At 74.8% G+C, this 13,024-nt stretch carries 9 protein-coding genes; 5 read left to right on the plus strand and 4 right to left on the minus strand.

Translation table 11 applies throughout. The features are described 5' to 3' along the window. Positions 1–22: 22 nt before the first annotated feature. The 5 genes from ACIBJE_RS13515 (at position 23) to ACIBJE_RS13535 (ending at position 9,499) form a co-directional block, all read left to right on the plus strand. On the plus strand, positions 23–3,547 hold the full coding sequence (locus ACIBJE_RS13515) for an ATP-dependent helicase (RefSeq protein ID WP_396747744.1): 3,525 nt from the start codon (positions 23–25) through the stop codon (positions 3,545–3,547). Next, positions 3,544–7,014 carry an ATP-dependent helicase gene (locus ACIBJE_RS13520; RefSeq protein ID WP_396747747.1) on the plus strand — a complete coding sequence of 1,157 codons (3,471 nt, stop codon included), beginning with the start codon at positions 3,544–3,546 and terminating at the stop codon, positions 7,012–7,014. The genes ACIBJE_RS13515 and ACIBJE_RS13520 overlap by 4 nt, the downstream gene beginning before the upstream one ends. Positions 7,015–7,212: 198 nt before the next feature. Next, entirely contained in the window at positions 7,213–7,416 is a 204-nt protein-coding gene (locus ACIBJE_RS13525; RefSeq protein WP_088982211.1) for a cold-shock protein, read from the plus strand. Between the two features lie 203 nt (positions 7,417–7,619). Then, the gene (locus ACIBJE_RS13530) at positions 7,620–8,963 is read left to right on the plus strand and encodes a DEAD/DEAH box helicase (protein WP_396747750.1); all 1,344 of its coding nucleotides are present in this window, start codon (positions 7,620–7,622) and stop codon (positions 8,961–8,963) included. A 338-nt stretch (positions 8,964–9,301) separates the two neighbouring features. Then, complete coding sequence (locus ACIBJE_RS13535; protein WP_396747753.1) at positions 9,302–9,499, plus strand: hypothetical protein; 198 nt, start codon at positions 9,302–9,304, stop codon at positions 9,497–9,499. A 69-nt stretch (positions 9,500–9,568) separates the two neighbouring features. Here the strand turns inward: ACIBJE_RS13535 and ACIBJE_RS13540 are convergent, their stop codons facing one another. Genes ACIBJE_RS13540 through ACIBJE_RS13555 form a run of 4 tightly spaced genes read right to left on the minus strand, consistent with a single transcriptional unit; the run spans position 9,569 to position 12,740 of the window. Continuing rightward, entirely contained in the window at positions 9,569–10,036 is a 468-nt protein-coding gene (locus ACIBJE_RS13540) for an RrF2 family transcriptional regulator (protein WP_396747756.1), read from the minus strand. After that, entirely contained in the window at positions 10,029–10,913 is an 885-nt protein-coding gene (locus ACIBJE_RS13545) for an ABC transporter permease (protein ID WP_396747759.1), read from the minus strand. The genes ACIBJE_RS13540 and ACIBJE_RS13545 overlap by 8 nt, the downstream gene beginning before the upstream one ends. Continuing rightward, complete coding sequence (locus tag ACIBJE_RS13550) at positions 10,903–11,682, minus strand: ABC transporter ATP-binding protein (RefSeq protein ID WP_396747761.1); 780 nt, start codon at positions 11,680–11,682, stop codon at positions 10,903–10,905. Before ACIBJE_RS13550 ends, ACIBJE_RS13545 begins: the two co-directional genes overlap by 11 nt. Beyond that, entirely contained in the window at positions 11,679–12,740 is a 1,062-nt protein-coding gene (locus ACIBJE_RS13555; RefSeq protein ID WP_396747764.1) for an aliphatic sulfonate ABC transporter substrate-binding protein, read from the minus strand. The genes ACIBJE_RS13550 and ACIBJE_RS13555 overlap by 4 nt, the downstream gene beginning before the upstream one ends. Positions 12,741–13,024 lie beyond the last annotated feature (284 nt).

A 13,024-nucleotide genomic window follows, 5' to 3' on the forward strand; every position in this document is an offset into this window, starting at 1 on the left:
GGGCGCGTGGTGTGATGGGCGGATGCAGACGTACCGGTTGGTGCGCCGGTCCGAAGGGCTGACCTGGGGTGACGGTCCGACTCCGGCGCCGGCGGGGTGGCGAAGGGACGCCCGGCAGGCCGAGGTGGTCGCCCACACCGACGGGCCCATGCTGGTGCTCGGCGGTCCCGGCACCGGCAAGACGAGCACCCTGGTCGAGGCGGTCGCGGCGCGGGTCGCCGAGGGCGTCGACCCGGAGCGGGTGCTCGTGCTCGCCTTCGGACGGCGGGCCGCCACCGCGCTGCGCCACCGCATCGAGGCCCGCGTCGCCGTCGGCAACCGCGTGGTCCGCGAGCCGCTGGTGCGGACCTTCCCGGCGTACGCCTTCGGCCTGCTGCGCCGGGCCGCCGCCGTCCGTGGCGAGCCGCCGCCCCGGCTGCTCACCGGCCCGGAACAGGATCTGGTCATCCGCGAGCTGCTCGACGTCGTGGGGGAGAGCCCCGAGGACGACCCGGCGGGCTGGCCGGAGGACCTGCGTCCCGCGCTGCGCACCCGGGCGTTCGCCGGCCAGTTGCGCGATCTGCTGATGCGCGCCGCCGAACGCGGGGTGGGGCCGGTCGAGCTGGCCCGGCTGGGCGAGCGGTTGGGCCGCACCGACTGGCCGGCCGCCGCGCGCTTCCTCCGGGAGTACGTCTCCGTGCTCGCGCTGCGCGACGTCAGCAACCGGGGATCGGTCGCATACGACCCGGCCGAACTGGTCCGGGCCGCCACCGGACTGCTGCTCGACGACCCGGAGCTGCTGGCGGCGGAGCGCCGCCGGCTGGCCCACGTCTACGTCGACGAGCTGGCCGACACCGATCCGGCCCAACTGGACCTGCTCGCCGTGGTGGCCGGTGGCGGCAAGTCCCTGGTCGCCTTTGGTGACCCCGACTCCTCCACGTACGCCTTCCGGGGTGCCGACCCGTCCGGGGTGGTGGGGTTCCCGCACCGGTTCCGTACCGCCTCCGGGGCGCCGGCGGCGCAGGTGGTGCTCCCCACCTCGTACCGGGCCGGGCCGGAGCTGCTCGCCGCGGCGGGCCGGCTGGCCCGGCGACTGCGCGGCCCGGTCACCCACCGGCGGCTGGCCCCGCTGCCGGACGCGCCGGCGGGCGTGGTCGAGGTCCGCACCTTCCGCTCGTCGACCAGCGAGTCGGCCTACCTTGCCCACGCGTTGCGCGCGGCGCACCTGCTCGACGGGGTGCCCTGGTCCCGGATGGCGGTGCTGGTCCGGTCGACCACCCTCCAGTTGCCCACCCTGCGCCGGGCGCTGCACACCGCCGGGGTGCCGACCGTGGTGTACGGCGAGGACCTGCCGCTGCACCTGCAACCGGCGGTGGCCCCGCTGCTGCTCCTGCTCCGCTGTGCCCTCGAACCGGAGCGGCTGGACGAGGAGGCGGCCGTCACGCTGCTGCACTCCCCGCTCGGCGGAGCCGACCCGCTGGCCGAGCGGCGGCTGCGCCAGGGACTGCGGGCGCTCGCGCTGGCCACCGGCGACCGGCGACCCTCCGGCGAGCTGGTCGTCGAGGCGCTGCGCGACCCGGAGGGGCTGGCCGGAGTGGAACGGCGCTGGGCCGAGCCGGCCCAGACGGTGGCCCGGCTGCTCGCCACCGCCCGCGAGACGGCGGCCCGCCCCGGTGCCACCGTCGAGGACGTGCTCTGGGCGGTGTGGGCGGCCAGCGGCCTGGCCGAGCGCTGGTCGACGGCGATCGGGGGGCGGACCGCCACCGGCGAGGGGGAGACCGCCCGGCGCTGGCGGGCCGACGCGGCCGACCGGGACCTGGACGCCGTGCTGGTGCTCTTCGACGCGGCGGCCCGGTTCGTCGACCGGTTGCCCGGCGCGCGCACCGAGGTCTTCCTCGACCACGTGCTGGGGCAGGATCTCCCCGCCGACACCATCGCCCCGACCGCCGACCGGGGGGACGCCGTCCGGCTGCTCACCGCGCACGCCGCCAAGGGGCTGGAGTGGGACGTGGTGGCGGTCGCCGGAGTGCAGGAGGGGATCTGGCCGGACCTGCGACTACGGGGCAGCCTGCTCGGCTCCGAGCGGCTGGTGGACGTGCTCGCCGGCCGGGGGGACGGCGCGGGCACCGCCGCCGTCCTGGCCGGGCAGACCTCCGCGCTGCTCGACGAGGAGCGGCGGCTCTTCTACGTGGCGGTCACCCGGGCCCGGCGGCGGCTGCTGGTCAGCGCGGTCTCCTCCGCCTCGGTGGGGGGCGACGACCACGAGGAGCAGCCGAGCCGTTTCCTGTACGAACTCGCCGCCGCCGAGCCGCCGAGAGGGGACGGCGGCACGGGACGCGGCCCGGTGCCGTCGCCGGTGGACGGTGGCGGGCCGGCCGGCGGTGCCCCGGACGACGCGGACCCGGACGGCGGTGACGCGGTCGGCGAGGGCCGGGGCGGGGGCGTCGCGGACGGCAGCACACGGGGCGGCGACGCCCCGGACGGCGTGGAGCCGGCGGCCGGGGAAGGGAGCGACGGCGGTGCTGCGGAGGCGGGCCGGGGGCGGGCGGGTGACCTGCCGGTCGGCCGGCCACCCCGGGCGCTGACCCTGCCCGCCCTGGTCGCGGAGCTGCGTACCGCGGTGGCCGACCCGGCGGCACCGGTGACCCGGCGGCGTGCCGCGGCGGCCGAACTGGCCCGGCTCGCCGCCGCCGGGGTGCCCGGCGCGCACCCGGACGACTGGTGGGGGCTGCGGGGGCTCTCCGACGACCGGCCGCTGGTCGACGACGGCGAGCCGGTGCGGGTCACCCCGTCGGCCATGGAGAGCGCGTTGCGGTGCAGCCTGCGCTGGCTGCTGGAACGGCACGGCGGCAGCGCGCCGCCGAGCACCGCGCAGAGCGTGGGCAACCTGGTGCACGCCGCCGCGATGCTCGCCGAGAACGCCAGCGTCGACCGCTCCACCCTGCTGGAGTACGTCACCGCGCGGTTCGACGCGATCGAGCTGGCCGCCCGCTGGATGGCCGGCCCCGAACAGGCCCGCGCCGAGGCCATGGTGGACAAGCTGCTCCGCTGGCTGGCCGTGAACCCGCGCCGGCTGCTCGCCATCGAGCACGAGTTCGCCGTCCGGCTGGACGACCCGCACCGTCCGGTCGACCTGGTCGGCCGGGTGGACCGGCTGGAGATCGACGCGGACGGTCGGCTGGTGGTGGTCGACCTGAAGACCGGCCGATCCACCACGGTCGGCGCGGAGCTGGCCGAACACCCGCAGCTCGGGGCGTACCAGGCGGCGGTCGAGGCGGGGGCGTTCGCCGAGTACGGCGAGTCCTCCGGCGGCGCGGCCCTGGTGCAGCTCGGCACCGGGTCGAAGGAGGCGCGGGAACAGGGGCAGGCCCCGGCCGATCAGGGGCCGGAGGCCGGCTGGGCGACCGCGCTGGTTCGGCGGACCGCCGATACGATGGCCGCCGCCACCTTCGCCGCCGTCGCCAACTCGAAGTGCCGGGTCTGCCCGGTCCGCACGAGCTGCCCGGTCTCCGGCAAGGGGCGCCAGGTCGTCGAACCGCCGACCACCCGTCCTCCGGAGACAACTTGACCCAGCCCGCGCTCTTCGGCACCAGCCCCGCGCCGTCGCCGCGCGCGGCCGACGCCGGTCCCCGGTACACCCCGGTGGAGCTGGCCCGGCTGCTGCGGCTGCCGGCGCCCACCCGCGAACAGGCGGCGATCATCGCCGCGCCGGTGGAGCCGCTGCTGGTGGTCGCCGGCGCGGGCTCGGGCAAGACCGAGACCATGGCCGCCCGGGTGGTCTGGCTGGTCGCCAACTCGTACGTCCGGCCGGAGCAGATCCTCGGGCTCACCTTCACCCGTAAGGCCGCGGGTGAGCTGGCGCACCGGGTGCGTACCCGGCTCGACCAGCTGATCCGCCGGCTCGGGCGGCCGGGGCGCGACCCGCTCGACGACCCGCTGGCCGGTGAGCCGACGGTGGCCACCTACCACTCGTACGCGGCCCGGATCGTCACCGAGCACGGGCTGCGCTCCGGCTACGAACCCTCCACCCGGCTGCTCACCGAGGCGTCCCGCTGGCAGATGGTGGACCTGCTGGTGCGTAACCACGACGGGGACCTCTCCGAACTCCAGCGCACGCCGAGCACGGTCACCGACGCGGTGCTGGCGCTCGCCGCCGAGCTGGACGAGCACCTGGTCGAGCCGGACGACCTGGCCGCCTGGACCGGCCGGTTCTTCGCCGACGTCCAGTCCCGCCCCGGCAAGGTCTACGCCGACGTCCGCAAGGCGCTCGGCGTCCAGCAGAACCGGCTGCGGCTGCTGCCGCTCGTGCGGGCGTACGCCGGACGCAAGGCGGACTTCGAGGCGATGGACTTCGCCGACCAGCTGGCCCGGGCCGCCCGGGTGGCCCGGGACCACCCGGAGGTCGGCCGGATCGAACGGGACCGGTTCCGGGTGGTGCTCCTCGACGAGTACCAGGACACCAGTCACGCGCAGGTGGTGCTGCTGCACTCGCTCTTCGGTGGCGGACACCCGGTCACCGCGGTCGGCGACCCGTGCCAGTCCATCTACGGCTGGCGCGGGGCGAGCGCCGGCACCCTGGAGCGTTTCCCGACCGGGTTCACCCGCTCCGACGGGTCACCGGCGCGCGTGCTCGGGCTGACCACCAGCTGGCGGAACCGCCCCGAGATCCTCGGGGTGGCCAACGCGTTCGCGACCCCGCTGCGGGCCGCCGGGGCACGGGTGCCCGAGCTGCGCGCCGCGTCGACCGTCGCCGAGCCGATCCCGCACCGGACCCCCCGGGGCGCGGCCGGCGGCACCGTGCACTGCGCGCTGCTGCCCACGTACGCCGAGGAGGCGGGGTGGATCGCGGACAGCGTCCTCGCCGCCTGGCGCGGGGCGGCCCGGATGCCCGGCGCGCTGCCCGAGCACATTCCGGTGCCGAGCCGCCCTACCACGGCGGTGCTGGTCCGGGTGCGCAGCCAGATCCCGGCCATCGAGTCGGCGCTGCGGGACCGGGGGCTGCCGGTCGAGGTGGTCGGCCTGGGCGGGCTGCTGGACACCCCGGAGGTCCGGGACGTGGTCTGCACGTTGCGGGTGCTCGCCGATCCGACCGACGGGGCGGCGCTGCTCCGGTTGCTCACCGGGGCCCGCTGGCGGATCGGTCCCCGGGACCTGGTGGCCCTGCACCGGCGGGCCCGGCAGATCGCCGCCGCCCGGCGGGAGCTGGCCGGCGGGGCGTCCGTCCCGGACGGGGTCGACGTGCTCGACGAGGCGACCCTGGTCGAGGCGCTGGCCGACCTCGGCCCGGCGCAGGCGTACTCGGCGGAGGGGTACGCGCGGCTCAAGGCGTACGCCCAGGAACTGGCTCTGCTCCGCTACCGGCTGGACCAGTCCCTGCCGGAGCTGGTCGCGGACGTGGAGCGGACCACCGGCCTGGACGTGGAGGTCGCGGTCCGGGCCGGTCGGGACGGTGCCGGCGACGCCGGTCTGGCGCGGGGCCACCTGGACGCCCTCGGCGACGTGGCCGCCCGGTTCAGCGGGGAGACGCCGGGGGCGACCCTCGCCGGGTTCCTGGCCTTCCTCGCCGCCGCCGAGGACGAGGAGCGCGGGCTCACCCCCGGCGAGGTCGAGGTGGTGGAGGGCGCGGTGCAGGTGCTCACCGCGCACGCCGCCAAGGGGCTGGAGTGGGACGTGGTGGCGGTCGCCGGGCTGACCCGGGGGGCGTGGCCGGGGCAGGTCCGCAACTCCGACCACTACCTGGGCGGGCTGGGCGTGCTGCCGTTCCCGCTGCGCGGGGATGCCGACGGCCTGCCCGACCTGGCCCTGGACGAGGCGGCCGACCAGCGTGCGGTGGCCCGGGCGCTGGCCGACTTCACCGACGCCTGGCGGGCGCACGACGAACGGGAGGAGCGGCGACTGGCGTACGTGGCGGTGACCCGGCCGCGTCGGCTGCTGCTCTGCTCCGGCTACTGGTGGGGGGAGGGGACGAAGCGTCCCCGGGGCCCCTCGGTCTTCCTGCGTGAGGTGCACGACGCCTGCCTGGACGCCCGGGACGGGCACGTGGTCGACGTGTGGGCACCCGAGCCGGCCGGGGACGCGGTGAACCCGACCACCGAGGTGGTGCTCCGCGCCGAGTGGCCGGCCGACCCGCTGGGGGCCCGCCGTCCGGTGCTCGCCGAGGCGGCGGCCCTGGTCCGGAGCTTCCTGGCCGGCGACGATCCGGCGGACGGCCCGGACGGCCCGGACGGCCCGGACGGGGGGCTGGGGGAGCCGACGGAGCCGACGGAGGGTCCGGCGGACCGGCCGGCCGGGGTGGACGACCCGGAGGCGGCCCGCTGGCGGCGGGAGGCCGACCTGCTGCTGGCCGAGCGGGCCGAGGCGCTGCGCGCGGCCGGGGCGGTCGAGGTGGAGCTGCCGGAGCACCTGTCGGTGTCCCAGCTCGTCGCGTTGCGCCGGGATCCGGATGCGCTGGCCCGTACGCTGCGCCGTCCGCTGCCCACCCCACCCAATCCGTACGCCCGCCGGGGCACCGCCTTCCACACCTGGCTGGAGCAGCGGCTCGGGCTCGACCGGCTGCTCGACGTCGACGAGCTGCCCGGCGCGGCGGACGCCGACGCCGCCCCGGACGCCGAGCTGCTCGCCCTCCAGGAGCGTTTCCTGGCGAGCGAGTGGGCCGACCGGGTGCCGCTGGAGGTGGAGGTGCCGTTCGCCACGGTCATCGGTGGAGTGGTGGTCCGGGGCCGGATGGACGCGGTCTTCACCCGCCCCGGCGGCCGGTACGACGTGGTCGACTGGAAGACCGGACGGCAGCCGGCCGGGGCGGAGGCCGACGCGGCGGCGGTGCAGCTGGCGGTCTACCGACTGGCCTGGGCGGAGCTGGCCGGCGTACCGCTGGAGCAGGTGGGCGCGGCGTTCCACTACGTCCGCGACGGGGTGACCGTCCGTCCGACGGACCTGCTGGACGTGGCGGGGCTTACCGCGCTGGTGGCCGGGGCGGCGGAGGCGCCGGGCGGTGCCGGGTCGGAGAAACCAGGTGCCGTCGAGCGGAATCCGTGATAGCTTGGGTTCGTTGCAGTTTTGGTTACCAGAGACTCTGTGTGCGCCTGGTGAATTGTGGCCCCAGGCGCTCTTTGTTGTGTCCGGAGTTCTCCGGGCGGGGCGACCAGCAGCGACAAGCGAGCCGTGCAAGCGGCGCGCTACTCATCGAGTCCGCAACAGGTGCGGGCACGACGTTCCGTCAAGGAGACGAAACACATGGCAATTGGTACCGTCAAGTGGTTCAACGCTGACAAGGGCTTCGGCTTCATCACCCCGGATGGCGGCGGCCCCGACGTCTTCGCCCACTTCTCGGCGATCCAGTCCTCCGGCTACCGGAGCCTGGACGAGAACCAGCGGGTCGAGTTCGAGGTGACCCAGGGCCAGAAGGGCCCGCAGGCCGAGAACATCCGTCCGCTCTGATCCTCCGGGATCCCAGCGACACCCACCGCACCCTCCGGGCGCGGTGACGCGGCCGGTCCGCAGCGCATCCGCGCGGACCGGCCGCGTACCCCTTCGGTTCGTGCTTGTGACCACCATCGCGCCAGCGCACTGGCCGCAGACGGTGACAGCGCCGTTCGCCGGCGCCCTTCCTCGACACGTGCCGCGTCGAGGAAGGCTTTTCCATGACCACCGTTCTTCCGTCGTTCGCCGACATCGGCCTCCGGCCGGAACTGCTCGCCGAACTCTCCGTGCAGGGCATCGACCGGCCGTTCCCGATCCAGGCGGCCACCCTGCCCGACTCGCTCGCCGGGCGGGACGTGCTCGGCCGGGGGCGTACCGGCTCCGGCAAGACCCTCGCCTTCGGGCTCCCGACGCTGCACCGCACCGCCGGCCACCGGGCCCGACCGGGCCGGCCGAAGGCGCTCGTGCTGGTGCCCACCCGGGAGCTCGCCCAGCAGGTCACCACCGCGCTCACGCCGTACGCGAAGGCCCTCGGGCTGCGCTGCGTGACCGTGGTCGGCGGGCTCTCCCTGCAACGTCAGGCGGACGCCCTGCGGGCCGGGGCCGAGGTGGTCGTGGCCACCCCGGGTCGGCTGCACGACCTGATCGACCGCGGCGACGTCCGGCTCAACGAGGTACAGGTCACCGTCCTGGACGAGGCCGACCGGATGGCCGACATGGGCTTCCTGCCGCAGGTCACCAAGCTGCTGGAGCAGGTCGCTCCGGACGGCCAGCGGATGTTGTTCTCGGCCACCCTCGACGGGGGCGTGGACCGGCTGGTCCGCCGTTTCCTGACCAACCCGGTCTCCCACTCGGTCGATCCCGGCACCGCCACGGTGACCGCGATGACCCACCACGTGCTGCACGTCGACGCGGACGACAAGCCCGGCACGCTGGCGCAGATCGCGGCCCGTGAGGGCCGCACCATCATGTTCATGGGTACGAAGCACCGCGCCGACCGGCTCGCCCGGCAGCTGCTCTCCCGGGGGGTACGCGCGGCCGCGCTGCACGGGGGCAAGTCGCAGCCGCAGCGCACCCGGATCCTGGAGCAGTTCAAGACCGGGGCGGTCACCGCGCTGATCGCCACCGACGTGGCCGCCCGGGGCATCCACGTGGACGGGCTCGACCTGGTGGTGAACGTGGATCCGCCGACCGAGGCGAAGGACTACCTGCACCGGGGCGGACGTACCGCGCGGGCCGGGGAGTCCGGCACCGTGGTCACCCTGGTCCTGCCGGAGCAGCGCCGCGACGTCGTCAAGTTGATGAGCGTGGCCGGCATCAAGCCGCACGTGGTCGCGGTGCGCCCCGGCGACGAGGTGCTGGTCCGGGTGACCGGTGCCCGCGAGCCCTCCGGTGTCCCGGTCACCATCCCGGTGCCGGCCGCCGCCACCCGGGTCGCCGCCCCGGCCAGGACCGGCGGCGGCTCGGGACCCGGTGCGACGGACGCCAAGGCCCCGGTCGGCGGGCGTAACCCGCACCGGTCCTCGGGGCGCTCGCGCCGGGCCCGCCGCCCCCGCGCCTCCTGACCACCGCGGCACCTCGGACCGGTCGAGAGGTTCGCGTCATCGGATCTCCGGGCCAGGTGCCGCCGGGAACAGCGTCGACGGAATCCGGGCCGGATGGTTTCGGCTCGGTCACCGTCGTCCGCGCCACCGCTGGCGATGTCGGATCCGGACGGTAGTTTCCTCCCTGTCGGCCGTCGAACTCCGGCGCTGAGTCGGGGATCAGCAGGGGGAGCGTCGGGTGGCCGACAGCACCGATCGGCCGGGGGGCTGATGGTGAGGTCGGGGGGAGCGGGTCGGTGGGGACCGGCCCGCGTCGGATTCGGGCTGATGGGGATCGGTCCGCGTCAGAAGGAGTGACGATGGGGGCCCACGCCGGGGCGGTGCGTGAACTGCTGGTGGTGCTCGTGGTGGCCGGAGTCGGCCTGCTGCTCGCGCTGCTGGCGGCGTTCGGGCCCTGGCATCCGGGGATGGACGACCGGCATCCGGCCGTGGTGGTCGAGTTGCACAGTCCGGTCCGGACGGTGGGCACGGGGGGTGTCGCCGAGAACGCCGGTTGACCGGGCCGCCGCCCGCCAGCGCCGGTCGGGCCACGCCGGGCGACCGGATCGGCTGCCCGGCGTCACCCGTCAGGGTCTACCGGTGGTTCCCGCCTGCGGTGTCACCGGGGCGCCGGTGCGGTGTTCGGGGGTGAGCAGGTCGGCGAGGGACGTCCGGTCGACGACCTGCTCGACCGCCCCGTGCACGGCCAGCCAGACGTCCCGGAGCCCGACGGCCACTCCCTGGTAGCCGGCGCTCTCGGCGGGTAGGCCGCGCACGCTGGTCAGGGTGCCGCCGACGGCGCGCAGCACGTCCCCGACGGTGATCCGGTCGGCGGGGCGGCTCAGGGTGTAGCCGCCCTCCGTGCCGCGGTGGCTGACCAGCAGGTCGGCCCGGCGCAGGTCGAGCAGGATGCCGTGCAGCACGCTGAGCGGGATCCGCTGGACCTCCGCCAGGACGGCGGCCTTGACCAGCTCGCCGCCGCCGAGGTCGGCGATGGCGAGTACGGCGCGGAGGGCGTAGTCGGCGCGGGCGGAGACGTGCACGGCGTCAGACACCCGCCTGGTCGAGGACGCCCCAGCGGCGTCGGATCGCCTTGTCGGCCGCGCCGAACGCCGCGTCGACCACCAGCCCGACCACCAGGATCACGATCATCGTGGCGAGCAGCCAGGGCGCGTCGGAGAGTTCGCGGGAGTAGGTGAGCTGCGCGCCCAGCGAGGTGGTGGAGATGCCCACCACGATCAGCTCGCCGGCCATCAGGCTGCGCCAGGAGAAGGCCCAGCCCTGCTTGAGCCCGGCGACGATGGCGGGCAGCGCGGCCGGCGCGATCACGTACCGGTAGAGGTTCAGCCCTCGCGCGCCGAGGTTGCGGCCGGCGCGCAGCAGCAACGGTGGCACGTAGTCGACCCCGGCGATCACACCGTTGGCGATCGACGGGGCGGCACCGAGCACCACCACGAAGAAGATCGCCTTCTCACTCAGCTCGAACAGCAGGATGGCCAGCGGGAACCAGGCGATCGACGGCATGGTCTGCAACGCCGTGATCATCGAGCCGATGGCGGCGCGGAGCACCCGGGAGCGGGCCACCGCCAGGCCGACCAGCAGGCCCACCGCGACGGAGAAGACGTACCCGACGGCGGCCCGGCGCAGGGTGGTCACCATGCCGTCCCAGAGCTGCGGGCCGCTGACCTGGCGGAGTAGCTCCTGCCCGACGGTGACCGGACCGGGCAGGGAGTACTCCGGCTTCCAGCCGGTCCAGACCACCACCTGCCACGCGCCGATCGCGATGGCGAGCGCCGCGAGCTTCGGCCAGGTGGCCGACCAGGTCCGGCTGGCCCGGGAGGGGACCTTCTCCTGCCCGGCGATCTCCAGCGCGTCCAGTCCGGAGATCTCCGCGTCGGTACGCGTACCGCTGGTGAGGACGTCACCGGCCATGGCGGCCCACCTCCGCACGCAGTCGGTCGGTGACCTCGGCGGCGATCGCGGCGACCTCGGGGGAGTCGATGCGCCGGGGTCGGGGCACGTCGACCCGGGTGGACCAGATGATCCGGCCCGGCCGACTGGAGAGCAGGATGATCCGGTCGGCGAGCCGCGCCGCCTCCCGGACGTTGTGGGTCACGAAGAGCACGGTGAGCTGCCGCTCCGACCAGATCCGCTCCAGCTCGTCGTGCAGGATGTCCCGGGTCATCGCGTCGAGCGCGCCGAACGGCTCGTCCATCAGCAGCACCGGGGTCTCCAGGGCGAGGGTGCGGGCCAGCGCGACCCGCTGCCGCATGCCGCCGGAGAGTTCGTGCGGGCGCTTGCGGCCGAAGTCGCCCAGGTGCACCGTACGCAGCAGTTCGGCGACCCGTGCCCTGCGTCGCGCCCGGGGCAGTCCGCGCAGCCTCAGCGGCACCTCGACGTTCCCCTCCACGGTCAGCCAGGGGAAGAGGGCGGACTCCTGGAACATCAGCCCCGGCTCGACCCCCGGGCCGAGGCCGATCTCGCCGCCGCTGACCCGGTCCAGTCCGGCGACCAGGTTGAGCAGGGTGCTCTTGCCGCAGCCGGACGCCCCGACGAGGCAGACGAACTCACCGGGGGAGACGTCGAGGCTGACCCCGTCCAGGGCGAGGACGGCGCCGTCCCCACGTCCGTACACCTTGGTCACGCCGCGCAGCGCGACCGCACCGGTCGCGCTGCGCGGGGTCGTCGTGGTCGACGTCACGGCTGGGCCACCTCGGTCTTGCCCTGGGCCTTGAGCACCTCGTTGAGGTACGTCAGGTCGTAGAGCCCGTCCAGGCTGACCGGCTGGGTCAGCCCGACCGCGACGGCGTGGTCCAGCCCGGTCTTCAGGGAGGAGGGGATCGGATCGTTGGTGAACTCCAGGGTCGGCCAGGCCTGCTTGATCAGCTTGAGGTCCAGCGGCTTACCGGTGATCTTGCCGATGTGGTCGGAGATGGCCTGGTGCGCCTGGTCCGGGTTGGCGTTGACGAACTCGTTCGCGGCCACCTGCGCCTCGACCAGCCTCTTCACCACGTCCGGGTGGGCCTTGAGGAACTTGGTGCTGACGATCAGGTTGGTGATGACGAACTTCCGGTCCGGCCAGAGGTCCCGTTCGTCGACGAGCACCTTGCCGCCTGCGTTGACCAGCCGGGACACGAACGGCTCGGGCACCCAGGCGCCGTCGATCGCGCCACTGGTGAACGTCTCGACGGTCTGCGCGTTCTCCTGCGGGACGATCTTGACGTCGCCGCCACCCTCCTTGGTGGTGGTGATGCCCTTCTCCCTGAGCCAGAAGCGCAGCGCGACGTCCTGGGTGTTGCCGAGCTGCGGGGTGGCGATCTTCTTGCCCCGGAGCTGCTCGACCGAGGTGATCCCGGGCTTGACCACCAGCGCCACCCCGCCGGAGGCGGCCCCGGAGACGACCCGGACGGCCTCACCCTTGCTCTTGGAGTACGCGTTGACCGTCGGGTTCGGTCCGATGTACGTCGCGTCCAGCGCGCCGGAGAAGATCGCCTCGATGGCGGCCGGGCCGGCGTTGAAGGTCTTGGTCTCCAGCTTGACGTCGCCGCCGAGCTTCTCGGCGAAGATGCCCTTCTCCACACCGACCACGGCCGGCGCGTGGGTGATGTTGGGGAAGTAGCCGAGGCGCAACGTCGTCGGCCCGGAGGAGCCACCGGCCGCGTCCGCGTCGTCCTCGCCACCGCAGGCGGCCAGGGTCGCCAGGCCGACGATCGCCAGGGCCGCCAGGGACACCGCCCGACGGTAGGGGTGCCGTCTCATCCACGATCCAATCCTTGGTATTCCTACTTGGTTGGTAGGAAGACTGGCGTAGCGGAGAGGTGGCGTCAACGGCTGACCGGGCTGCCCGAAAGCGCCGTCAGGAGTATCCCGCTTTTCCGATGTATTTGATAGGAGAAGGGGGTCTCCGGTGGCCCGGTCGACCGACCCGTGCCGGCCGGGCCGTCCCGGAACGCCGTCGCGCCGGGTCGGACGGGAGGTGTGCTCACCGCCTCGCGCCACCCCCGCGTACCGCGCGTGGGGGCCCCGACGCGCTAGGGTCGACG

This window comes from Micromonospora sp. NPDC050187 (genome assembly GCF_044459745.1).
Classification (GTDB): domain Bacteria; phylum Actinomycetota; class Actinomycetes; order Mycobacteriales; family Micromonosporaceae; genus Micromonospora.

Bases quoted from the DNA above. Each gene is read 5' to 3' on its own strand.
- ACIBJE_RS13515 (WP_396747744.1), top strand. From the start codon at position 23: ATGCAGACGTACCGGTTGGTGCGCCGGTCCGAAGGGCTGACCTGGGGT.
- ACIBJE_RS13525 (WP_088982211.1), top strand. From the start codon at position 7,213: ATGGCAATTGGTACCGTCAAGTGGTTCAACGCTGACAAGGGCTTCGGC.
- ACIBJE_RS13530 (WP_396747750.1), top strand. From the start codon at position 7,620: ATGACCACCGTTCTTCCGTCGTTCGCCGACATCGGCCTCCGGCCGGAA.
- ACIBJE_RS13535 (WP_396747753.1), top strand. From the start codon at position 9,302: ATGGGGGCCCACGCCGGGGCGGTGCGTGAACTGCTGGTGGTGCTCGTG.
- ACIBJE_RS13545 (WP_396747759.1), bottom strand. From the start codon at position 10,913: ATGGCCGGTGACGTCCTCACCAGCGGTACGCGTACCGACGCGGAGATC.
- ACIBJE_RS13555 (WP_396747764.1), bottom strand. From the start codon at position 12,740: ATGAGACGGCACCCCTACCGTCGGGCGGTGTCCCTGGCGGCCCTGGCG.